The sequence below is a fragment of the Glycomyces salinus genome (assembly GCF_016428645.1).
In the GTDB taxonomy this organism is placed as follows: domain Bacteria; phylum Actinomycetota; class Actinomycetes; order Mycobacteriales; family Micromonosporaceae; genus Glycomyces; species Glycomyces salinus.
In genome coordinates, this window is record NZ_JAELXW010000113.1 from 12,714 (window position 1) to 34,969 (window position 22,256).

A 22,256-nucleotide genomic window follows, 5' to 3' on the forward strand; every position below is an offset into this window, starting at 1 on the left:
ACGAGGAGTTGATGCCGTGGCGAGGCGGGGCGAGGCGCAGGTCCGGCTGACCCGCGGCCGGGTCTTGGAGGCCGCGTGCGCGCTGGCCGACGAGGACGGGCTCGCCTCGCTGACCATGCGGAGCCTGGCCGCCTCGCTCGGGGTGGAGGCGATGTCGCTGTACCACCACGTGGCGGGGAAGCAGGCCGTCCTCGACGGACTGGTCGACCTCGTCATGGCCGAGATCGAACGGGCCGTCGCCGAGGCCGACGGGCCCGAGCCGGAACGGGACTGGAAGACCGCGATGCGGGTCCGGGTGCTGACGGCCCGGGAGGTGATGCTCCGGCATCCGTGGGCGCCGGGGTTGATCGAGTCGCGCGGCGAAGCGAGTTTCTCGATCGTGCGCTATCTGGACGGCGTAGTGGGTCTGATGGTGCGCGGCGGGTTCTCCTACGGCCTGGCCCATCGGGCGCTGCACGCCCTGGAGAGTCGGGCGCTGGGTTTCTCGCAGGAGATGTTCCGGCCCGGCGGCGACGATGACGGCGGGTCGCTGGAGGCGGTGGCCGATCAGGTTCCGAATCTGGCCGCGATGGTGGCCGCAGCGGTGCACGATCAGCCCGACACGCGGCTGGGCTGGTGCGACGACCAGGCGGAGTTCGAGTTCGCGCTGGATCTGATTCTGGACGGTCTGGACCGGTTGCGCGGCCGGGAGTGATCGGATTCGGCGGTTTCGGATGTCGGCACGTCACGCCCATTGACAGCCTTACAGGGTAAGGATACTTTGGCCTTACGAAGTAAGGGAATGGAGGAGCCATGAAGGCCATCGTTCAAACCGCATACGGCCCGCCCGAGCAGGTCCTGCGCCCGGCCGAAGTCAAACGACCCGTCCCCGGCAAGGGCGAAGTCCTCGTCCGAGTGGCCGCCACCGGCGTCAACACGCCCGACTGGATCGCGATCGCCGGCGAGCCCCGCATGCTCAGGCGCCGGTCCGACCTGCGGGCACCGGGAGCGATCCGCGGCACCGACCTCGCCGGCGTGGTCGAGGCGATCGGAGCGGACGTGACCGATCTGCGCGAAGGCGACCGCGTCTTCGGATCGGTCTGGACCAGCAAGATCACCACCACCGGCACCTTCGCCGAGTACACCGTCGCGCGCGCCGACCGGGTGATGAGGCTGCCGGAGGCGATCGACACCGTCGAAGCCGGGGCCGCGGTCATGTCGGGCCTGACCGCCCTGTGCGCCATCCGGCAGACCGCCCGCGCGCGGCCGGGCCAGAAGGTCCTGATCAACGGCGCCTCCGGCGGTGTGGGCACCTTCGCGGTGCAACTGGCCGCGCTCGAGGGCGCCGAGGTCACCGCCGTCTGCGGGCCGTCTAACGTCGACCTGGTCGCCGAGCTGGGCGCGGCCCGCGTCCTCGACTACACCCGCGGCGACTTCACCTCCGAGGCCGGACACTACGACGTCATACTCGACAACGTCATGAACCATCCGCCGCGCCGGGTCGCCCGGGCCCTGGCCGAGGGCGGCGTCCTCATGCCCAACAGCGTCGGCAACAGCGGCGGCCTGCTCGCCGGGCTGCCGCGGATGGGCCGCGCGGCCCTGATGGGCCGCCTGGGGCGGACCGACGTGAGGTTCGTGTCCACCGAGCACAACCGGGAGGACCTCTCCGTCCTGGCCGGGCTGCTCGAATCGGGCGGGCTGAAGGTCGTGCTGGACCGCACCTACGGGTTCGAGGAGATCCCGAAGGCCGTGGCGCGCATGTTCAGCCACCGCGCACGCGGCAACATCGCCGTCACCGTGCCCTGAGCCCGCGGTGGGGACCGCGACCGTCGATCACGTCCCGGCCCTGTCCGAGCGCCTGGCGAGAGTGACTTTCACCAGGACCGCGGCGGCCGCCGTGAGCACGGCGCCGACGACGGCGTACACCTGGAATCCCTGCGCCGTGGCCTCCTGGACGGCCGCGAGCAGCTCGGGGCCGTGCGCGGGAAGGCTCTCAGCGATGTCTGCTCCCTCGTGGACACTGGATCGTGCCTCCTCGGCCGCCGCCTCCGGCACATCCGGCGGCACGGAGTCCGGCAGCGAGGTCCGGTAGACGAACACGCCGACCGCACCACCGACCGCCACGCCCAAGGCCGTGCCCAACTCGCCCCCGACCTCCTGCGCCGCGGCCGCCGAACCGGCCTGTTCGGTCGGGGCGCCGGAGATGATCAAGTCGCTGACGAGCGAGAACCCCGCCCCCTGCCCGAGCCCGACGATCGCGAACGCGCCGATCAGCACCGGCAGCGACACCTCCACGTCGACCACTCCGGCCACAAGGGCCGCACCTAGGGCCGCCACCGCGAGCCCGCCGGCGACCACGGCGGGCGCACCGAACCGCGCGGCGAGCGCCGGGGCGCTCATCGCTCCGAGGATGTTGACCGCGATGAACGGCAGCGTCCACAGCCCGGCGGCCAGCGGGGAGAGCTCGGCGACCCACTGGAGATACTGCGTGAACAGGTAGAACAGCCCGGTCACGCCGATGCCCACGATCGGCAGCGTCGCCAGCGAGACCGCCACCTGGCGGTTGGCCAGCAGCGACAGGTCGAACAGCGGCTCGCTCAGCCGACGCTGCCGGCGTATGAACACCGTCAGCACGAGCATTCCGCCGACGGCGATCGCGAGGTTCGGCCAGACCGAACCCGAACCGGTCTCCTGGCCGGCGGCCAGTTCCTGCAGGCCGTAGACCACCGCGAGCATTCCCGTCACCGACAGCGCGACGCTGGCCGGATCGATTCTGACGCGGACCAGCTCGCGCCGTTCGGGCAGCAGCCGGGGGCCGACGAGCACCAGCAGGAGCATCGGCGGCACGTTGATCAGGAAGACCGATCCCCACCAGAAGAACTCGAGCAGCGCACCGCCGATGAGCGGGCCGACCGCGCCGCCGACCGAGAAGGCGCTGAACATGATGGCGATCGCGAGGCGGCGCTGGCGCTCGTCGCGGAACATGACCCGAAGCAGCGAGTACAGCGAAGGCATCAAGGTCGCGCCGGCGATGCCCAGCAGGGCCCGGACCGCGATGAGCATCGAGGCGCTGACCGAGAACGCGGCGAGCGCCGACAGTGCGGCGAACGCCGCCGAACCGGTCAGCAGCAGCTTGCGCGGGCCGATGCGATCTCCCAAGCGCCCCATGGCGACCAGGCACCCGGCGATCAAGAACCCATAAATGTGGACGATCCACAGCCCCTGGGTCGGCGAGGGATCCAGATCGGCGCTGAGGGTGGGGAGCGCGAAGAACAGCACGGTCAGGTCGGTCGCGAGCATGAGCATGGGCAGCACCAGCAGCGCCAGGCCGCCCCACTCGCGCCTCGATGCGCGCTCGGAGGTTCCGGATGGGGACTGGCCTTCGGGAACGGCCATGGGAGGTCTCCTTCGAGTCCTTTTACGTTACGACTCGTAACGTAACAGAAGTTCGCGCCGGCGGCCATTCCGGCCCGGCGTTAGATCGATTACCGGCGAGAACACCACCGGTAGAGTGGGCGCCATGTCCAAGGAGCGCGGTTCGGCCACCGGAGCGGGGCGACCGCGCGACCCCGAAATCGATCGCGCCCTGCTGTCGGCCACCTTGGAGCTGCTGGACGAACTCGGCTACACGAAGCTGACGCTCGAAGAGGTGGCCCGGCGCGCCGGCACCTCCCGGCCGGCGATCTACCGCCGCTGGCCGGGACGCGCCCCGCTGGTGCTCGACGCGATCGCCACCCGCCTGGACGTCCCGTCGCCTCCCGACACCGGATGCACCCTCTGCGATCTCGACGAGAGCTTCAATGTCTTCCTCGCCGCCTACCGGACGATCCGCCCCGAGGTGCTCAACGCCCTCTACCTCGAATGCGAGCCCGACGCCGAGCTGAAGGCTCGCTACCTCGAGACGGTCGTCGAACCGTCCCGCCGGGCGGTCGGCCGCACCCTCGACCGGGCGATCGCCCGCGGCGACCTGCGAACCGACGCCGACCGCGACCAACTGCTCGACCTCATCGGCGCGCTGGTCCACCACCGGGCGCTCTTCGGCGGGCACCTGACCGACGCCGAAGCCCAGAGCGCCATCGAGACGCTCCTGCGAGGCGCCGCGCAGGACTACCAGGCGCTCCTCGACCACAGTCTCGCGCTCGAACAAGAGCACCAAGCCCGCCACGGCGCCCCCTGAACGCGACGACCGGACGGACGAGAAGACCAGTCCGGAGTCCGGCTGACACCCACCGGACCGGCTATGGTGACCGCATGTCGCTGGTGGGAAGCGGCGACGAACTGGCGGGGATCGAACGCCTGCTGGCGGACGCGAGGAGCGCAGCGGCGCCCTGGTGGTGCGGGGCGAGACGGGCATCGGCAAGTCGGCGCTGCTCCGCCATGCGGTGTCGGCGGCCGAATCCGATGGCTTCAGGGTCGTCCGCGGAACCGGGATCGAATCCGACTCCGAAACTCGCCGCCCCCCTGCGGGCCCGCGTGCTCGGGGAATCCGCCGGCCTCCCCCTGGCGATCATCGAGCTCGGATCGGCCCGAAGCGAGGACGACGCCAGCCTGTCCGACCCGGCCGCAGAAGGAGATCGCCGCGCGGCTCTACCTGAGCCCGCGCACGGTCGGCCACCACCTCTACAAGACCTACCCGAAGCTCGGCGTCACCGCCTGCGGCGCTCATCGAGGCTCGCAGCGTAACGTATGATCGGCGCATGTCCATGAGAGCGCTTGCAGAGCCATCGGTGCTGCTCAATGGCTCCCATCCGGCCCGGTCGGTGCTCCGCCTGCTCATGCGTCGCCCGTGGCGGATGTCGCTGGCGGTGACCGCGTTCGCCTTCAAAGAGGTGCCGCTGTGGTTCCTGCCGGTGGTGACCGCCGCCATCATCGACCTGGTGGCCGCCGACGGGTCGGTGACGGCCGTCCTCGGATGGTTCGCCGTGGCGGTGCTGCTGCTGGTGCAGAACTATCCCAACCACATCATCTACACGCGCAATTTCATGACCGTGGTGCGGGACACCGGAGCCGGCCTGCGCAACGCCTTGGCCGCACGGTTGCAGAGCCTGTCGATCGGCTACCACTCCAGGGTGAGCGCCTCGATAGTGCAGACGAAGGTCGTCCGGGACGTCGAGAATGTGGAGCTCATGCTCCAACAGGTCACCCATCCGCTGCTGTCCGCGGCCATGGTGCTGATCGGCGCGCTCGCCATGACCGCTATCGCCGTGCCCCAGTTCCTGCCGGTATACGCTCTCGCCGTGCCGATCGCGATCGGGCTCCGCGCGGGCCTGCGTAGACGGTCCCGGGCCCGCAACGAGGTGTTCCGAAGGGAAATGGAGGGCCTGGCGGCGAGGGTCGGCGAGATGGCCTCGCTCATTCCGGTCACACGGGCGCACGGTCTGGAGCAGACGGCGGTCTCGCGAGTGGCCAACGGCGCGGAGAACGTCCGGCGCGCCGGTCTGCACCTGGACATGCTCAACGGGCATGTGGCCTCGATATCGTGGGTCACGATGCAACTGCTCGGCGCGGGTTGCCTCGTACTCGCGGCGACCTTCTCGCTCACCGGGCTGCTGCCGATCTCCCCCGGTGAAGTGGTGCTGCTGTCGACCTACTTCGCACTGCTGACGCAGGGGCTCACGCAACTGATGATGCTCATCCCGGTCGGGGCGCGCGGACTGGAGTCGGTGCGTTCGATCGCGGAGGTGTTGGAAGAGCCGGACATCGAGCAGAACGAAGGCAAGCGGGCTGTAGACACCGTGGCCGGCCGCATCACGATCGAGCGGGTCTCTCATCGCTACCACGAATCCGAGACCGAGGCGGTGCGGGAGGTCTCGCTCGACATCGAGCCTGGGACGACGGTCGCGTTCGTCGGACCCTCCGGATCCGGGAAGTCGACGCTGCTCAACCTCGTACTCGGGTTCTCGCGGCCCACATCGGGCCGCATCCTGCTCGACGGCGTGGACATGCAGCGGCTCGATCTGCGAACGGCACGCCGGTCCATCTCCGTCGTGCCGCAGGAATCGGTCCTGTTCGAGGGGACCGTCCGGGAGAACGTGGCCTACGGCATGGGGGACGCGGGCGAGGAGCAGATCATTCCGGCTCTACGCGATGCCAACGCCTGGCAGTTCGTTCGAGAACTGCCCGACGGCCTCGACACGGTCGTAGGCGAGCGCGGTGCGCGACTGTCCGGCGGGCAGCGCCAGCGGCTCGCGATCGCGCGGGCGCTGGTCCGCGATCCGCGCATCCTGCTGCTCGACGAGGCGACTTCGGCGCTCGACCCCGAGGCCGAAGAACTGGTCAAGGAGGCGCTCGGCCGACTCATGCGGGGGCGAACCACCTTGGTGGTCGCGCACCGGCTCTCCACGATCCGCCGAGCCGACCGCATCGTCGTGCTCGACCAGGGCCGAATCATCGAACAGGGCACGCACGGCGAGCTGCTGAAGGCCTCCGGCCGCTATGCACAGATGCACCTCACCCAAACCGAAACGACCTGACCGACCCTTCGACGCACCGACTCGCGAACCCGTACGGCGTGAGTCTCCGATCCGGTCACCGACCTCCGACGACCCATGCTCGCGCTATTCAGGTGAGGGTCGCTTCAAGCTGGTCCTCGCGGGGGGCCTTGACGCTCATAGAACCGGATCGCGCCGCTGTTGGCCGTGTACGCGGTCACCGACATCCGGTCGGCGCGCCGCTAGTCACTTTCACCAGCCGGCGTCGTCCAGAGGCAGCCGCTGATCTGCGCCAACTCCGAGAATGAGTCCGCGAATTAGAGCGGGAGACCGAAATCTGTATTCCCGCGGTCCCGGCGCCTGGTTCGACGCCGAACGACAGCCCGAACCTGCCGTCGGAGTCCTGGTCGGCCACCGTCAGCCGATAGAGAGGGTCGCCGTTGGCGGTGGTGAGTGCTGGAGCGGTCTCCTGCTGATAGACGGTGTGTTCGACGATGTCGCTCTGCGGAATCCCGACCTCGGTGAGCAAAGTCTTGTGCTCTGCCGGAATGTCCCAACCGGCGACGACGCTGTGCCGGCCCGCTCGATGCGTTCCTCACTGGTCCAGCTGAAAGGATCCCGGCGTGTCAATGGCGTAGCGGCCCCTTCAATCTGAGTTGGACTCCATCGATGGCGGCCCAGCAGGCGGCCTGCCACCGCTACGCGGCCGAGCACGGTCTTGCGATCATCACGGAGTATCCCGGGACCGTTGGATCGTAGACGGCCGCTGATCGCAGGTCGAGATTCCGCAACCTGTTGGCGCCGCTGCTCCTGGTCGACTGACAGACCGTGCCCGACCGCATCGGTTCGACGACCGCCGAGACGCTGGCGAGGATTAATCCTGTTCTGAGCGGGTACGCGAACTGTGATGACTATGGACGATCGGCTGTACGCGGTCCCCCGGCCGATCCCCCAACGCATGACCTTAGGAGACGACCATGGTCCTGCACCGCACCCGCTACTACTCGCTCGGAGTCAGGATCCTCACGGCGATCTTCACGATCATCGCCGCGATCATCCTGGTCTACCTGCTCCTGATCCTGTTGGACGCCAACCCGGCCAATCCACTGGTCGACTTCGTCGGGGCGCTGGCCGACTGGTTCGCCTGGCTGTTCCACGACTTGTTCATAGTGGACAACGCCAAGGTCCAGGCCCTGATCAATTACGGTCTTGCCGCGTTGGCCTACCTGCTGCTGGGCGGCCTCGTCCACGGGCTGGGCCGCCGCACCATCGACTGAAGGCCGCACTGACCGACAAGTACGACATCAGGATCCCCGGCATCAAACGACTGATCCGCACTGGAGGATCCCGGCAGCGGGGGCTGCGATCGCCGGCCCGCCCATCCCGGCCAGGGCTTGGCGGACAACGGCGTTCCCGCCGTGCTCAAGGGTGAAGCGGGGCCCGATCACTCGGGCATCGGCCGGTGCCTCGTCGAACTGCGGGAAAGCCTGCTCGCCGAGTTCGAAGGCACGGCGCGGCGGTCCGTCACCGAACGCATTCAGTGCCGATCGCGATCGCACTTGAAGGCCAGGGTGGGGGTGAGAGTCGCTGATGACGGTCATGTGGCTATTTCGATGAATGGTAGGTGTCTGGTGTGGTCGCGGGCGTTATGTCATGATATGGGCGAAAGTTGGTGATATATGGTACTGCTGCCACACTTTCGGGGCTGTTCGTCAGATTTCGATTCTTCGAACGGGGGTGCGTCGTTGTTGAAGTGACTACCCTTCCGAAGCCGAGGCAGCGGTACCTGGTCCGAACGAGCGAGCCAAACCAGCGTGCTGACGGGGGCGGGGCAGGTCGCCGGCCGCGTCGTGCGGTCGGCTTTGAATTCTCTGCTGTTGCGGGCCATCCTCCTCGGCTGTGGCTCCGAAAGTGGTACAAGAACAGAGCTTGACCACCGAACCCGGAGGGCGGGAGCACAGGATGCCCGAACCAGGAGGCGGCGTGCCGCGCCGCGACCAACCGCGACTCGCCGTCGCCCCGGATCCCGCCGACGACAGCACGGAGGCCCTGCTGCACCGTACCGCCCTCGGTGAGGAGGAGGCCTTCGCCGAACTCTACGATCGGACCGCGCCGCGGGTGTACGGGCTGTGCCTGCGGGTCCTGCGCGACCCGGCGCAGGCCGAGGAGGTAGCCCAGGAGGTCCTGATCGAGGTGTGGCGCACCGCCACCCGCTTCGACCCCGAGCGCGGCTCGGCCGGTGCCTGGATCACCACGATCGCGCACCGCCGTGCCGTCGACCGGGTCCGCTCCTCGCAGGCCTCCGCGGATCGGGAGCGGCGCGCCGCCGCCGAGGCCGCCGAACCCGAGTACGACTCGGTCGCCGAGACCGCCGCGAGCCGACTCGAGCACCGGCAGGTTCGACGGTGCCTGGGGACCCTCACCGAGCTGCAGCGACGTGCCGTCACCCTCGCCTACTTCGGCGGACACACCTACCGGCAGGTCGCGACCCTGCTCAACACGGCACTGCCGACGATCAAGTCCCGCATCCGCGACGGCCTCATCAAGCTGCGGGACTGCCTGGAGGTGGCACGATGAGCGCCGACGTCCACAGCCTGATCGGACCCTACGTGCTCGACGCGGTCGACGAGGACGAGCACCGACAGGTCGAACAGCACCTCACCGAATGCGAGTCCTGCACCCGCGAGGCCGCCGAACTGCGCGAAGCGGTCTGGCGCCTGTCCGACATCACGGTGGCCGAGCCGCCGCAGCGGCTTCGCGACCGGGTCCTGACCGAGGCCGGTCGCACCCGCCAAGAGGCCCCGCCCGAGCGCCGGTCCGAGCCCGGCCCGGACGCCGGGCCCGCCCCCGCCGCGCCGAAGCGGATCCCGCGAATGCGACGTCTGTTCGCACTCGCCGCGGCCGTCCTCATCGGCTTCGCGGGCGGCGTCGTCACCTGGGCCCTCGCGCAGGACCCGGGGACGAGCGAGTCCGATCGGATCGCGGCGGTCCTCGAGGCCGCCGACGCCCGGGTGTCCACGCAGGACGCCGAAGGGGGCGGCCGCGTCACGGTCGTCCACTCGCCGTCGCTCGACGAGGCCGTGGTCGTCGTCGCCGACCTCGCCGACGTCACGGACGACCGGTCCTACCAGGTGTGGCTGGTCGAACCCGAAGGGCAGGTCTCGGCCGGGGTCATGGAACCGGGCGACGACTCGGCGACGATGCTCGTCGAAGGCGTGGGCGACGCCGAGGTCATCGGCGTCACCGAGGAGCCCGCGGGCGGCTCCGAGGCGCCGACCACGCCGATGATCGCCGACATTGAGCTGGGCGCGTAGGAGCCGAGCGAGGGCGAACCGCGAGAGAACCGACGAGCCGGACCGGGTGTGCGCACCCGGTCCGGCTCGTCTTATGTGCGGAATTCTGCTTGCTCCTGAATTTATCGGCGATCCGACCCATCCGGCGCCCGTCGGGCCGCGAATACCGGGCATGACGAGCAGAACGACAGCAGCCTTCGGAGGCATCGCCTGCGCCGCGAGCGCGGTGGCGGCGGCCCAGTTGGCCGCCGTCCCCATCGCGCCGGGCAGCGCCCCGGTCGCGGCGGTCGGCGCGGTCGTCGTCGACGCCGTCCCCGAACCGGTGAAGGACTTCGCGATCCGCACGTTCGGCGTCCACGACAAGCTCGTCCTGCTCCTGGGTATCGGCACCGCGCTGCTGGTCGCCGCCGCCCTGGTCGGCGTCCTCTCCCGCAGGAGGATCGCATTCGGATACACGGCCCTGGCCGTCCTCGGCGGGGTGGGAGCGGCCGCCGCGCTCTCCCGTCCCACCGCCGGCCCGGCATGGGCCGTCCCCTCCGTTGCGGGCGCCGCGGTCGGAGCGGCCGTGCTGTGGGTGCTCTTCCGCCGCCCGCCCTCCGACGCCGCTCCTCGGCCGGGACGGGTCGTCGACCGCCGCGGGGTCCTCGTGGCACTGGCGGGAGCGGGGCTGACCGGGGCGGTCGGATGGCGGCTCGGCGGCACCGGCGACATCGAGGCCGCCCGGGAGGGCGTCCGGCTCCCCGACCCGGTCTCGAGCGGGGCCGAAGGGACCGGCCTCGACATCGACGGCCTCACCCCCTACATCACCGCCAACGACGACTTCTACCGCGTCGACACCGCTCTGGTCCTGCCCCGCCTCGCGCCCGACGACTACCGGCTGCGCGTCACCGGGCGCGTCGCGAACCCGCTCGAACTCACCTTCGGCGACCTGATCGACCGCGGCCTGATCGAACGCGAGATCACCCTCTCGTGCGTGTCGGTGCAGGTCGGCGGGGACCTCTCCGGCAATGCCCGCTGGCTCGGCGTGCCCCTGAAGGACCTCATCGAGGAAGCCGGGCCCGAGCCAGGCGCCGACCAGGTCGTCGGCCGCTCCGCCGACGGCTGGACCGCCGGGACGCCCACCGAGGTCTGCACCGACGGGCGCGACGCGATGCTCGCGGTCGGCATGAACGGCGAGCCGCTGCCGCTCGAGCACGGCTTCCCCGTCCGGATGCTCGTGCCGGGCCTGTACGGGTACGTCTCGGCCACGAAATGGCTCGTCGAGCTCGAACTGTCCTCGTTCGAGGACTTCGACGCCTACTGGGTGCGCCGCGACTGGGCCGCCGAAGCACCCGTCAAGACATTCTCCCGCATCGACACGCCGAAGCCGCTGAGCACGATCGGCACCGGGCCGATCGCGGTCGCCGGGATCGCCTACGCCCAGCATCGCGGCATCGACCGTGTCGAAGTCCGCGTCGACGGAGGCGCATGGGCCGACGCCGAGCTCGCGCCGGTGATCGGCGACGACACGTGGCGGCAGTGGCACTGGACCTGGGAGCCCGCACCGGGCCGCCACAAGCTCGAAGTCCGCGCCACCGACGGCGACGGTGCGACCCAGCCCGAGGAGCGGACCGAACCGTTCCCCGACGGCGCCACCGGATGGCACTCCGTGGTCGTGACCGCGCAATGACCGACCGACCGCGAGGTCGGCCGAAGAACCGAAGGAACCGCCCGGGCTCGCCCGGGAAACTATCGAGAAAGGCAAGACCGATGAAACGACTCCTGACACGCACCGGGGCGCTCGCCGCGGCCGCCGGCCTGGCCATCGTCATGTCCGCCTGCTCCTCCGACGAGGGCGGCGACGACGACATGGCAGACGAGGAGACCACGTCCGAGGAGATGATGACCGAGGAGGAAACCACCGAGGACGACATGGCCGCCTCCGGCGAGTTCGGCGACGCCTGCTCGGCCGTCCCGGCCGACGGCGAAGGCAGCTTCGCCGGCATGGCCGACGACCCGGTCGCCACCGCGGCGAGCAACAACCCGGTCCTGAGCACGCTCGTGACCGCCGTCGGCGAGGCCGACCTGGTCGACACCCTCAACTCCTCCGAGGACATCACCGTGTTCGCGCCGACCGACGACGCCTTCGCCGCGATCCCCGAAGAGGACCTCGAGGCGGTCCTGGCCGACACCGACACGCTGACGAGCATCCTCACCTACCACGTCGTCAGCGGGAGAATCGCTCCCGAGGACCTCGCGGCCGACAGCCCGCTCACCACGCTCCAGGGCGGCACGCTCGAGGTGACCGGCTCCGGCGAGGACTTCACCGTCAACGGCGAGGCCAACGTGGTCTGCGGCAACGTCCAGACCGCCAACGCCACCGTGTACATCATCGACACCGTCCTCATGCCCTGAGTCGAGGACTGAGAGCAGGGCCGCACGTTCCCGCACAGGGGACGGGCGGCCCTGCGCCCTGCCGGAACGAACGCTAGGAGACCTCGCGATGCGCACCGCCGTCATGCTCTTCACGCGCGACCTGCGGATCCACGACAACCCCGCGCTCGCCGCCGCGTGCGACGCAGGCGAGAGGGTCGTTCCCCTCTACGTCGACGACCCCGCCGAGACCCGCAACGCGAACCGGCGGCGGTTCCTGCTCGACGCTTTGACCGACCTTCGCTCTTCGCTCCGGGCCCTCGGCGCCGACCTCCTCGTCAGACGGGGCGACACCGCCGAGGCGGTCATGGCCGTGTGCCGCGCGACCGGCGCGAGAGCCCTCGCGGCGGCTGAGGACTACGGACGCGAGGCGGCCCGGACCCGCCGCAGCCTCCGCGAGGCGTGCGAACGCGAACGGATCGCCCTGCGACTCCTGCCGGGCGTCACCGTCGTCCCGCCCGGCCGCCTGCGACCCGCCGGCGGCGGTGACCACTACCGGGTCTTCACCCCGTACTGGCGGGCCTGGTCGAACTCGCGGCTGCGTGACATCGCCGCCGAACCGGGCCGGATCGCGCTGCCCGAGGGCGTCCACGGCGACGACCCGGCCGCCGTCATCGCCACGGGAGGCGAGGCGGCCCGGGTCCCGCCCGGCGGCGAGACGGCCGCCCTCGGACACCTCGACGGCTGGGCCGTCCGGGGTGTCGACTACGCCGCCGTCCACGACGACCTGGCCGCCGACGCCACCTCCCGGCTCAGCCCCCACCTGGCGTTCGGTTGCCTCTCGGCGCGAGCGCTGGCCGCCGACCCGCGCGTCCCCGACGCGATGGTCCGGCAGTTGTGCTGGCGCGACTTCCACCACCAGGTCCTCGCCGACTTCCCCGACCTCGACCGCCGCGCCTATCGCCGGGGCGACGATGAGGACTGGGCCGACGACCCTGACGCGGTCGACGCGTGGCGGCGCGGCGAGACCGGCGTGCCCATCGTCGACGCCGCCATGCGCCAGCTCCTGGCCGAAGGCTGGATGCACAACCGGGCCCGGCTCATCGCCGCCGGGTACCTCACCAAGACCCTCGGGCTCGACTGGCGCGAAGGCGCCGCCCACTTCGAGGATCACCTGGTCGACCTCGACGTCGCCGACAACGGCGGTAACTGGCAGTGGACCGCCGGGACCGGCAACGACACCCGGCCGAACCGGGGTTTCAACGCCGAACGCCAGGCCCGCCGGTTCGACCCCCACGGGGCCTACCGGGAGCGCTGGCTCGGGGAGGACTTCGGCGGCAGCGGGATGAAACCGCTCGTGCGCCTCACGTAGCCGGCATACGCCGGCCGGGTCCGCGACAGGTGCTCCTCCAGGAGCGGTTTCCCGGTCTTCGACGCGAGGAACCACGTCATGACCAGCGGCGATAGGACCATCGCAACTCCCGGCCACGTCCCGCACGCGAGGAGGTACAAGCCCCACCACACGCACGCGTCACCGAAGTAGTTCGGGTGCCGCGTGTAGCGCCACAGCCCCGAGTCGAGGACCCTCCCCTCGTTGACCCGATCCCGCCGGAACGCCGCCAACTGGGCGTCACCGACGGTCTCGAATGCCATCCCGACCGCCCACACGGCCGCACCGAGGAAGGCCAGGGCTCCGACCGGGTCCGGGTCGTACTGGGCGACCTGCACCGGCAGCGACACGAACCAGACCAGCAGCCCCTGCAGCAGATACACCTTCGCCAGGACCACGGCCGGGCCCGCGCCCTCGAGCATCCGCTCATAGCGCCGGTCCTCCGGCTCGCCCCAGTTGCGGACGATGAGGTGCACCGACAGCCGCGCCCCCCACGCCGCGGTCAAGGCCAGCACGATCCAGCGGCGCACCGGGTCGCCGTCGCCGGCCGAAGCCGCGAACGTCACCGCCGCCACCGCCGCGAATCCGAGCCCCCAGGCCCCGTCCACGACCCGGTGCCGCCGCTTCGCGAACCCGATCGCGGCGGTCGCGCCCAGGACTGCCGCGGCCGCCGCGGCGGACACGGCCAGGTTGATCCCCAATGCTCCCCAGTCCACGGTCACGCCCCCTCGCCGAGCAGCCCGCGCCGGGTCGCGGGCATCGCCGCATCGCCGTAGCCGTCGGGCACCACCGCGAGGATCTGGTCCACGCCCATGCGACCGTCCTCGAACGCCAGCGCCGCGCCCACCAGGTAGAGCCGCCACACTCGCGCGGTCGTCTCTCCCACCAGGTCCACCACCCGCTCCCAGCGGTCCTCGAACGTCGCGTGCCAGGCGCGGATGGTGCGGCCGTAGTGCTCGCGCATCGCCTCGACGTCGCGCACTTCGAACCCGCCGCCCTCGATGAGGTCGACGGTCTGCCCTACTGGACGCATATGCATGTCGGGCGCGATGTACGTCTCGATGAACGGCCCGCCGCCGGGGAACCGGCCGCGCCGGGACATCTGCTGTATCAGCAGCCGCCCACCGGGCCCGAGCATGCTCCGCAGGCGTTTCACGAAGCCCGGGTAGCCGTGTCGGCCGACGTGCTCGCCCATCTCGACGGCGCTGACTGCGTCGAACCGCTCGCCGTCGATCTCGCGGTAGTCGGCGAGCCGGAACTCGACCCGGTCGGACAGGCCCCTGGTCTTCGCGCGCTCGGTTGCGAACCGGTGCTGCCGCTGCGAGAGCGTCACGGCGGTGACCCGGGTTCCGAAGTGCTCGGCGGCGTGCATTGCGAGCGCGCCCCAGCCGCAGCCGACGTCGAGCAGGCGGGACCCGTCGCCGAGCCCGAGCTTGCGGCAGATCACGTCGAGCTTGTCGAGTTGGGCCTCGGCGACGGTGTATCCGGGGTCGGTCGAGGTCCAGTACCCGCACGAGTAGACGAGGTTCGGGTCGAGGATGAGCTCGTAGAAGTCGTTCGAGAGGTCGTAGTGGTGGCTGATGACCTGGCGGTCGCGGTCGCGGCTGTGGAGCCTCCCGGAGACGGCGGCCTCGGGTCCGGCCTGGGCCGGGCGGGGGCCGAGAAGGCGGTGGCGCAGCGCGAACGGTATGGCGGCGGTACCGGCGCGCAGACCCGTCGAGGCCCGGACCGAGCCGGCGGCGCGGTGGAGCCGGCGCAGGCCGTCGGCGAGGTCCCCTTCGACGTCGATCTCGCCGAGGACGTACGCCTGGGCGAGACCGAGTTCGCCGGGCCGCCACACCAGGCGGCGCAGGGCGTCGGGATCGCGGACCCACAGGACCGGGCCGCCGTCGTCGGGGCCGGCCTCGGACCCGTCCCAGGCGCGCAGCCGGAACGGCGGGGTCATGCCGGTGGCCTTGGCGGCCAAGTCGGTGAGCGTCGTAGCGAGGTTCATCGCCGGACCTCCATAATGCATTGTCGAACGTCGAGACGGCCGCTCTCGAAGCCAGCCTGGGAGTAGGCGAGGTAGAAGTGCCAGGTGCGGCGGAACACCTCGTCGAAGCCGAGCTCGGCGAGGCGGTCGGCGTGGGAGTCGAACCGGTCCCGCCACAGATGCAGGGTCGCGGCGTAGTCGGCGCCGAAGCATCGGTGGGCGGTGATGGCGAGCCCGGCCTCGTGCGAGCAGCGTTGGATCGACTCGGGGGACGGGATGATCCCGCCGGGGAAGATGTACTTGTTGATCCAGGTGCGGCCGCGCCGGGAGGCGACCATCCGGTCGTGCCGCATCGTGATCGCCTGGAGCCCGATCTTCCCGCCGGGGGCGAGCGAGCGGCGCAGCACCCGGAAGTAGGCGGGCCAATACCGCTCGCCGACCGCCTCGATCATCTCGACGCTGACGACCGCGTCGTAGCGCGGTCCAGGCTCGATTTCGCGGTAGTCGCGCAGTTCGGCGTCGATTCGGTCGGCGACGCCGCGGTCGGCGGCCAGGCGCCGGACCCGTTCGAGCTGGCGTCTCGAGAGGGTGATCGTGCGGACGTGCGCGCCGCGTTCGGCCGCGCGCACGGCGGCTTCGCCCCAGCCGGAGCCGATCTCGAGGACCCGCGCATCCGGGCCGACGCCGGCGCCGTCCAGGAGGCGGTCGATCTTGCGGCGCTGGGCCTCGGCGAGCCGCCCCCAGCTCGGTTCGTCCCCGTCGAACAGCGCCGACGAGTAGGTCATGGTCTCATCCAAGAACAGCGCGAACATCCCGTTCGACAGGTCGTAGTGGTCGCTGATGTTGCGCCGGGCGTTGCGCGGGCTGTTGTCGTGCCGTTCGGGTAGCGCCCCAGTGAAGGGCCGCCGCAGTGCCTGGAAAGGGCGGGGGACGAGCGTGTCGAGGTCGGCGGCGAGCACGGTCAGCAGGCCGGGCAGGTCGTCGCTGTCCCAGTCGCCGGCCTGGTAGGACTCGCCGAAGCCGATGAGTCCGCTCGTGCCGACGCGGTGGAGGAAGTGTCGGGGCCGGTGCAGGCGCAGCGTCGGCGCGCCCACCGGGCCCGAGACGCCCTCGAGGGTCGCGACGCGGATCGGCAGGCGGCGCGCGAGACGGCGCAACAGCGCCCCGGCGACAGCGGCACGGCCGGGCGCGCGCGGGACGCGGGCGACATCGGGCCAGCGGCCGGTGTCGATGGAGTCGGTGCGTGGTTCAGCCGGTGCGGTCACGGTGGCCCTTTCGGTTCGTTCGGTCTCTCGGAGTGATCGGCAGGCCCCGGAGCCACAGGCGGATGCCGTGGAACCGGATCGCCGCCGAGACGGCGAGGGTGCTCAGCGGGTAGCGGATCGCGGCGGCCAACACGGCGGCCGTGCCCGCTTCGCGGCGGCGCCCCTCGACAGTGGCGACGAGCATCGCCTCGCCGTCGACGTCGAGTCGCACCGTCAGAGAGAGCCGGTCGTCGGGTTCGGGCAGGCGCATCCGGTATTCGCCCGCGACGGGCATGAACGGCGAGACGTAGAACTCCTTGCCGACGCGGTCGGCACCGCGCGCGTCGGGTTCGAGCAGGTAGCGGTGGCTGCCGCCGTACGTGTTGCGGACCTCGGCGACGATGCAGCGGAGCCGGTCGCCGGCGCGGCACCAGTACACCGTCAGCGGGTTGAACGCGTAGCCGAGGACGCGGGCGTGCGCGAGCATCGTGACGCGGCAGCCGTCGATGTCGACCCCGTGCTCACGGGTGAAGCGCGCGACCGACGCACGCAGTCCCGTCATGTCGCGGAAGCCCGCGAGGGGGCGCAGCCACGCGGGCGGGCGCGGCGGGTCGTCGACGTCGACCAGCCAGTAGCAGGTGCGGTGGCGCAGCCGGTACACGGTCGGGCGAAGCCGCGTGTGTGCCACGGTCGCCTCGTACATGGCAGCGCCCCGGGTCCAACTCATCGCGGCCCCCTCACCACGACTCGCCCAGCGATGCGGCGGCCGCGGCCCCGGACCGGCAGCCGTCCTCGTGGAAGCCCCACCCGTGCCAGGCGCCGGCGAAGGCGGTGACAGAGGTGTTCAACGCCGGGAGCCGCCGCTGCGCGTCGAGGGACCGGCGCGTGTGGACCGGGTGCTCGTAGACCATGGACGCGATGACGCGGCCCGAGTCGATCCGGTCGGCGCCGCCGAGGGTCACCACCAGCTCGCGCCCGGCGTCCAGCCGCTGGAGCCGCCGCATGTCGTAGCTGACCTCGACGGCCCCGGCGCCGGGCCGGCAGCCGGGCAGCAGGTAGTTCCAGGACCCGCGGGCGCCCCGACGGGTCGGGAGCGGCGCGGGGTCGGAGTGCAGGACGGCGCGGTTGCGCGAGTACTCGAACGCGCCCAACACGGCGGCCTCCTCGCGGGTGGGGTCGGCGAGGAGTCGCAGCGCCTGGTCGGGGTGGGTGGCTACGACCACGGCGTCGAAGTCCTCGGACGCGCCGGAGGCGAGGGCGACTTCGGCGCCGTCGGCGTGCCTGGTCACCGCTGCGACCGGGGTCTCGGTCCGGACGGCCGTGAGACGTTTCGCGATCCGCTCCACGTAGGTGCGCGAGCCTCCAACGACCGTGCGCCACGCCGGCGATCCGGTCACCGACAGCAGGCCGTGGTTCTCCAAGAACGCGAACAGGTACCGGGCCGGGTACTCATGGACCCGGTGCGGCCCGCACGACCAGACCGCCGACACCAGCGGGACCACGAAGTGGGCGGTGAAGTGGTGGCCGAACCGGCCGCGAGCGAGGAACTGCCCGAGTGTCGGCTCCCCGGCTCCGGGATCGGCCAGCAGCCGCCGGGCGCGGGCGTGGAAACGCGGGACCTGCGCCAGGAGCGACCAGAACCGGGGGTCGACCGCGTTCGCGGGCCGCGCGAACAGGCCCCGCGCGCCGCGCGCGCCGCAGTACTCCAGGCCGCACCCGAGGCAGCGCACCGACATGGACATCTCCGTCGGCCGCGTCTGGACTCCGAGCTCGTCGAACAGGCGGCACAGCAGCGGATAGGTCCGCCGGTTGTGCACGATGAATCCGGTGTCGACGGCCAGCGAACGGGTCCCGTCGCGCACGTCATGGGTGTGCGCGTGTCCGCCGATGCGGTCGTCGGACTCGAACAGCGTCACCGCCGCGCTTCGCTGGAGCAGATGGGCCGCCGTCAGGCCGGCCACGCCGGAACCGATGACGGCGATGCGGCGTCCCGTTGCGCTCATGCTTCCCCTCCGAGGTGTGTTCGAGGGTTATTCGCGGCCGAACGGCGTGCGGATGGGGTCGCGGGCGCGTGAATTCGCATCGTGACCGATCCGCCGAAAGGGAGGCTCCGAATCCTCTTCGAAGACCGGTCGGCGGGAGGAACGATGGTGCAGGTATGGCTGGCGGCGGGACTGGGAGCGGCGTTCATGCTGCTCGGCATCGTGGCCGTCGTGCGACCGCGGGCCGCGGCCCGCGGCTACGGGATAGCGGCCGAAGGCCCGCTCGCGCAGTCGTGGGCGGCGGCGGCAGGGTGGCGCGACGCGGCGGCGGGCGCGATGATCCTGGCCGTCTCCGCGGTCGGCGGGTCGACCGCGCTCGGCTCGGTGGTCCTCGCCGCCGTGCTCATTCCGGTCGGCGACGTCCTCGTGCTCGCCCGCGCCCGAGTCAGGTCGCCGGGCTCGTACGGGCCCCACACCGCCGCGGCGGCGGCGATGACCGCCCTGGGACTATGGCTGCTCTAGCGGACCGGCTACCCCTCCTCGAGCACCGACCGCATGGCGTCGGTGGAACGGCGCAGGAACCGCGCGACTGTGCGTCGCTCTTCGGCCGCGCCGCGTTCTGGCCCCGCCGCCCCACCGCCGACGCCCGGCCCTCCCGGCTCTGGGCCCGCGTGGCGGGTGCCGTCGCCGCCCGGCCTCGCCTGGTCTGGACCACCACGGCCGCGGGCCTCGTTGTCGCCGCCGCCGCGTTCATGCCCCAACTGCGTGCCGACGGCACCGCACAGACCGACGTGTTCACCGACGTCGACTCCGTCGAGGCCCAGGACGTGCTCGCGGAGCACTTCCCTGGCGGCTCGGGGGCACCCGCGATCGTCGTCGCCGACGCCGCCGGGCTCGACGCGGTCGCCGCGACCTTCTCGGCCCTGGCCGTCCTGCCGCTGCTGATCCTCGCGCAGATCGCCTTCGTGGTCGCCTTCGGCGTCATGCTCGACACGATCCTGGTGCGCTCACTTCTGGTCCCCGCACTGACACTCGGCATCGGCCGGACCACCTGGTGGCCGTCCCGCCTCGCGCGACGACCACAGCATTGAGATTCTGTGCGCGGACGGAGGAGATCTCGCCCGCCATCACCGTGGGAACAACGCAGGCGGTCCTCGACGGATAACCGCTCACGCGCCAACGTCCGATTCAGAGGGGGTTCTGGTCATAACAAGGCATAACCAAGATCAGGTCATATGATATAGGATGTAACTCCCTATATGTCCGATTATGCGGACCTTTCAGTCGCTTATTGCAACTCAAAACACCAGGTCAAAGACCTATTGGCAAGCCTGCGGCGGCTGGTGACGGCGATCGACGCCCGAAACTGGCATGAACCATGCACCTCAATTGTCCCAACTCGCGCTCGGGTGCCGCAACGGTCAGCCCCGAGTGATCCGCGACCGGTTCTCGCCCGAAGTATACGAGCAGCTGCTCGGGTCGGCCCGAGCTGGCGTGCCCAAACGACTGCTTGCGAAGCAGTACGGAGTGAGACTCCGCAGCGTTTGTCGACTGCCGCTAGGGGCAGGGCCTGACTCAAAGGGGCTGTAGCGCTGTTGCTTCGGGGTGACTGGTTGCGGCGATCTGGGCGGAGGGGCCGGTTCGGTTCAGTCGGACGCGGTGCCGTCCGCGTCGTGTGGGCGGGTTTCGTCGGGGGCTGGTTTAGCTGAGTACCGGTTCGGCGTCGCCATTTGAGCCCGGCTCGCCGAATCGGTCGAGCAGCCGTGGTCGGATTCGGCGGGTCAGGCCGAGCTTCGGCCCGCCCGCCTTCTGATGAGACCGAAGACGATGGTGCCGATGAAGAGCACGATGCCGATGACGGCCAGCCAGAGCAGCCCCTCGATGGCGATGCCGATGATCGAAAGCACCACCCAGGCGACGATCAGGATCCAGAGAACTGTCCACATACTAGTAGTATACGCCTCACTTCGTGTAAGCGGTCGAAGTCAGGATAAGTCAAGAATATTTTTCATGCGTGGGGAGTTCTGTTGGATTTCGGCGGAACCGCCGTGCGAGTTCATCTGCGTCTGACCATCACGTCCCCTGGGCGGCTAGGTGGAGGACGTTCGAAAAAGTAGACACTCTCCGATGTGGGTTATGCGGCGGGTGTGAACTCTACGGGGTGCAGTTGTTCGAACTCCTCGGGTGTGAGGAATCCGAGTGCTTGCTGGATGCGGTCGCGGTTGTAGTCGGCCTGAATGTATTCGAACAACGCGAGCCGGACTTCATCGAGCTTCTTCCATGTTCGCAGGTTGATGAGTTCCTTCTTGATCGTCGCGTTCGTGGACTCGGCTTGGGCGTTGTCGAAGCACGAGCCGGTGCGCCCAACCGAGGGGATCACCCCGGCGTCGAAGCAGCGGTCGCGGAAGGCGTTCGAGGTGTACTGGCCGCCTCGGTCACTATGGACGATCAGCTGTCCAGGTTCGGGAGCCAGGTCGGCCAGGGCCTTGTCCAAGGCGCGCAGTACGAACGGGGTGTCCATGACGGTGTCGACCTCCCAGGAGACGATCCGTCGTGAGCACGCATCGGTGAACAGGACCAGATACGTCCAGCCCTGCTCGGCGGTCGCAATGTAGGTGATGTCCGTATACAGCACCTCGCCGGGCCGTGCGGGCGCGAAGACGCGGCCGATGAAGTCGATCAGGTCGGCGCTGCGGCCGTCGGGGACCGTGGTCTTCGGTCCCGAGGCCGGATGCACGCACGCCAGGCCCTGGGATCGGACCAGGCGGCGCAGGCGCGCCTCGCCGTGGTGTCGTCCCCGCCGGGCCAGCTCGGCCCGGATCCGGCGGATCCCGTACCGGCGCTTCTTGTCCTCGTGTACGTCCTTGACGATGCCGGCCAGCTCGGCGTCGGCGACCTCCCGGTCGGCGGGGCCACGGTCGCGCCAGGCGTAGTAGCCGCTGGCGCTGACTTCCAGCAGCGCGCAGGCGCGCCGGATCGAGACCCGCTCGGTGGCGGGTCGGGCCTGGTTCGCCTCGTCGATGGAGGCGATCAACGTGAAGCGTTCTGGCTTCGGGCGGCGAACCAGGCCGTTGATTTTGAGAGGATCTCGATCTCCTCGGCCTGCTCTCGGACCTTCTTGCGCAGCTCACGCAGCTCAGCGGCCACTTCGGGCGGCAACTCGGGTGCGGCGGCCGCGGTGGGGGTTTCGGGCATGCTGCCATTCTTGCGGGCCTGGTGTCGCCAGAAGTGCAGGGTCTTGGGGTTGATGCCGAGGTCACGGGCAGTGCCCTTGACCGTCTTGTCCGGCAGACAGCTCAGCTCGACAGCCCGAGCGCGGAACTCGGCGGTGTAGGTGCGGTTCGCCATGATGGCGGTATTCCTCTCCAGTCTCGTATGGAGAGTGTCTACGGAAACGGGAGTCCTTCAGCCGACTTCACCGAGGTCGCTCTCTGGCAGGGCAAGCGGGCCTATGTCGCCTTCGTCGTCGATGTGTACTCCCGCGCGATCTACGGGTGGGCCGCTGCGACGACCAAGCACACCAAGCTGGTGCTCGACGCGGTCGACCACGCCCTGTGGCAACGCGACCGGGCCGCCGCTCCATACGGCACCGCCGGTGAGGACCTGGTCCATC

Annotated in this window: 21 protein-coding genes and 3 pseudogenes; 15 read left to right on the forward strand and 9 right to left on the reverse strand. The window is 70.3% G+C overall.

Annotated features, from left to right (window positions below; genetic code table 11):
* The first annotated feature begins 16 nt into the window (after positions 1–16).
* Positions 17–694: a TetR/AcrR family transcriptional regulator C-terminal domain-containing protein gene (locus JFB92_RS21635; protein ID WP_199043497.1), complete on the forward strand. Its 678-nt coding sequence runs from the start codon at positions 17–19 to the stop codon at positions 692–694.
* Between the two features lie 98 nt (positions 695–792).
* Entirely contained in the window at positions 793–1,785 is a 993-nt protein-coding gene (locus JFB92_RS21640; protein WP_199043498.1) for an NAD(P)-dependent alcohol dehydrogenase, read from the forward strand.
* Between the two features lie 27 nt (positions 1,786–1,812).
* Here the strand turns inward: JFB92_RS21640 and JFB92_RS21645 are convergent, their stop codons facing one another.
* Positions 1,813–3,375, reverse strand: a complete 1,563-nt coding sequence (locus JFB92_RS21645; RefSeq protein WP_199043499.1) for an MFS transporter — start codon at positions 3,373–3,375, stop codon at positions 1,813–1,815.
* Between the two features lie 124 nt (positions 3,376–3,499).
* Here JFB92_RS21645 and JFB92_RS21650 point away from each other — a divergent pair, with 124 nt between their 5' ends.
* From JFB92_RS21650 to JFB92_RS21685, 10 genes and pseudogenes are all read left to right on the forward strand, one after another.
* Positions 3,500–4,156: a TetR/AcrR family transcriptional regulator gene (locus tag JFB92_RS21650; protein WP_199043500.1), complete on the forward strand. Its 657-nt coding sequence runs from the start codon at positions 3,500–3,502 to the stop codon at positions 4,154–4,156.
* A gap of 74 nt (positions 4,157–4,230) precedes the next feature.
* Positions 4,231–4,427: pseudogene (locus JFB92_RS27055) on the forward strand (ATP-binding protein); the annotation flags it as partial.
* 119 nt (positions 4,428–4,546) lie between these two features.
* A pseudogene (locus JFB92_RS27060) lies at positions 4,547–4,669 on the forward strand (LuxR C-terminal-related transcriptional regulator); the annotation flags it as partial.
* Between the two features lie 13 nt (positions 4,670–4,682).
* Entirely contained in the window at positions 4,683–6,452 is a 1,770-nt protein-coding gene (locus JFB92_RS21655; RefSeq protein ID WP_199043502.1) for an ABC transporter ATP-binding protein, read from the forward strand.
* Positions 6,453–7,387: 935 nt separating this feature from the next.
* Positions 7,388–7,687 carry a hypothetical protein gene (locus tag JFB92_RS21660; protein ID WP_199043504.1) on the forward strand — a complete coding sequence of 100 codons (300 nt, stop codon included), beginning with the start codon at positions 7,388–7,390 and terminating at the stop codon, positions 7,685–7,687.
* 685 nt (positions 7,688–8,372) lie between these two features.
* Positions 8,373–8,987: an ECF RNA polymerase sigma factor SigK gene (gene sigK, locus JFB92_RS21665; protein ID WP_199043512.1), complete on the forward strand. Its 615-nt coding sequence runs from the start codon at positions 8,373–8,375 to the stop codon at positions 8,985–8,987.
* Positions 8,984–9,724: an anti-sigma factor gene (locus JFB92_RS21670; RefSeq protein ID WP_199043513.1), complete on the forward strand. Its 741-nt coding sequence runs from the start codon at positions 8,984–8,986 to the stop codon at positions 9,722–9,724. The genes sigK and JFB92_RS21670 overlap by 4 nt, the downstream gene beginning before the upstream one ends.
* 151 nt (positions 9,725–9,875) lie before the next feature.
* Positions 9,876–11,372: a molybdopterin-dependent oxidoreductase gene (locus JFB92_RS21675; RefSeq protein WP_199043521.1), complete on the forward strand. Its 1,497-nt coding sequence runs from the start codon at positions 9,876–9,878 to the stop codon at positions 11,370–11,372.
* 80 nt (positions 11,373–11,452) lie between these two features.
* Entirely contained in the window at positions 11,453–12,097 is a 645-nt protein-coding gene (locus tag JFB92_RS21680; protein WP_199043523.1) for a fasciclin domain-containing protein, read from the forward strand.
* Between the two features lie 88 nt (positions 12,098–12,185).
* Positions 12,186–13,427 (forward strand): cryptochrome/photolyase family protein, encoded by a 1,242-nt coding sequence (locus tag JFB92_RS21685; protein WP_199043525.1) that lies wholly within the window; start codon positions 12,186–12,188, stop codon positions 13,425–13,427.
* Here the strand turns inward: JFB92_RS21685 and JFB92_RS21690 are convergent.
* The 5 genes from JFB92_RS21690 to JFB92_RS21710 are packed head-to-tail and all read right to left on the reverse strand — an operon-like array spanning position 13,358 to position 18,664.
* Positions 13,358–14,167: a DUF1295 domain-containing protein gene (locus tag JFB92_RS21690; RefSeq protein ID WP_199043527.1), complete on the reverse strand. Its 810-nt coding sequence runs from the start codon at positions 14,165–14,167 to the stop codon at positions 13,358–13,360. The two genes, JFB92_RS21685 and JFB92_RS21690, sit on opposite strands and share 70 nt — an antisense overlap.
* Positions 14,164–15,438, reverse strand: a complete 1,275-nt coding sequence (locus JFB92_RS21695) for a class I SAM-dependent methyltransferase (protein WP_199043529.1) — start codon at positions 15,436–15,438, stop codon at positions 14,164–14,166. Before JFB92_RS21695 ends, JFB92_RS21690 begins: the two co-directional genes overlap by 4 nt.
* Positions 15,435–16,682: an SAM-dependent methyltransferase gene (locus JFB92_RS25825; protein WP_199043531.1), complete on the reverse strand. Its 1,248-nt coding sequence runs from the start codon at positions 16,680–16,682 to the stop codon at positions 15,435–15,437. The genes JFB92_RS21695 and JFB92_RS25825 overlap by 4 nt, the downstream gene beginning before the upstream one ends.
* Entirely contained in the window at positions 16,666–17,388 is a 723-nt protein-coding gene (locus JFB92_RS21705) for a DUF1365 domain-containing protein (protein WP_233163643.1), read from the reverse strand. The genes JFB92_RS25825 and JFB92_RS21705 overlap by 17 nt, the downstream gene beginning before the upstream one ends.
* A gap of 10 nt (positions 17,389–17,398) precedes the next feature.
* Entirely contained in the window at positions 17,399–18,664 is a 1,266-nt protein-coding gene (locus JFB92_RS21710; RefSeq protein WP_199043535.1) for an NAD(P)/FAD-dependent oxidoreductase, read from the reverse strand.
* 144 nt (positions 18,665–18,808) lie between these two features.
* Here JFB92_RS21710 and JFB92_RS21715 point away from each other — a divergent pair, with 144 nt between their 5' ends.
* Together JFB92_RS21715 and JFB92_RS21720 are read left to right on the forward strand one after the other, a co-directional pair.
* Positions 18,809–19,165 carry a DUF4267 domain-containing protein gene (locus JFB92_RS21715; protein WP_199043537.1) on the forward strand — a complete coding sequence of 119 codons (357 nt, stop codon included), beginning with the start codon at positions 18,809–18,811 and terminating at the stop codon, positions 19,163–19,165.
* 80 nt (positions 19,166–19,245) lie between these two features.
* Positions 19,246–19,734 (forward strand): annotated as a pseudogene (locus JFB92_RS21720) (MMPL family transporter); the annotation flags it as partial.
* Positions 19,735–20,424: 690 nt separating this feature from the next.
* Here JFB92_RS21720 and JFB92_RS21725 read toward each other — a convergent pair.
* The 3 genes from JFB92_RS21725 to JFB92_RS21735 form a co-directional block, all read right to left on the reverse strand.
* Positions 20,425–20,589: a hypothetical protein gene (locus JFB92_RS21725; RefSeq protein WP_199043539.1), complete on the reverse strand. Its 165-nt coding sequence runs from the start codon at positions 20,587–20,589 to the stop codon at positions 20,425–20,427.
* A gap of 188 nt (positions 20,590–20,777) precedes the next feature.
* Positions 20,778–21,677 carry an IS3 family transposase gene (locus JFB92_RS21730; protein WP_199043540.1) on the reverse strand — a complete coding sequence of 300 codons (900 nt, stop codon included), beginning with the start codon at positions 21,675–21,677 and terminating at the stop codon, positions 20,778–20,780.
* Complete coding sequence (locus tag JFB92_RS21735; protein ID WP_199043541.1) at positions 21,674–21,991, reverse strand: transposase; 318 nt, start codon at positions 21,989–21,991, stop codon at positions 21,674–21,676. The genes JFB92_RS21730 and JFB92_RS21735 overlap by 4 nt, the downstream gene beginning before the upstream one ends.
* A 27-nt stretch (positions 21,992–22,018) precedes the next feature.
* Here JFB92_RS21735 and JFB92_RS21740 point away from each other — a divergent pair.
* A partial coding sequence (locus JFB92_RS21740) for a DDE-type integrase/transposase/recombinase (protein ID WP_199043542.1) occupies positions 22,019–22,256 on the forward strand: 238 nt, incomplete at its 3' end.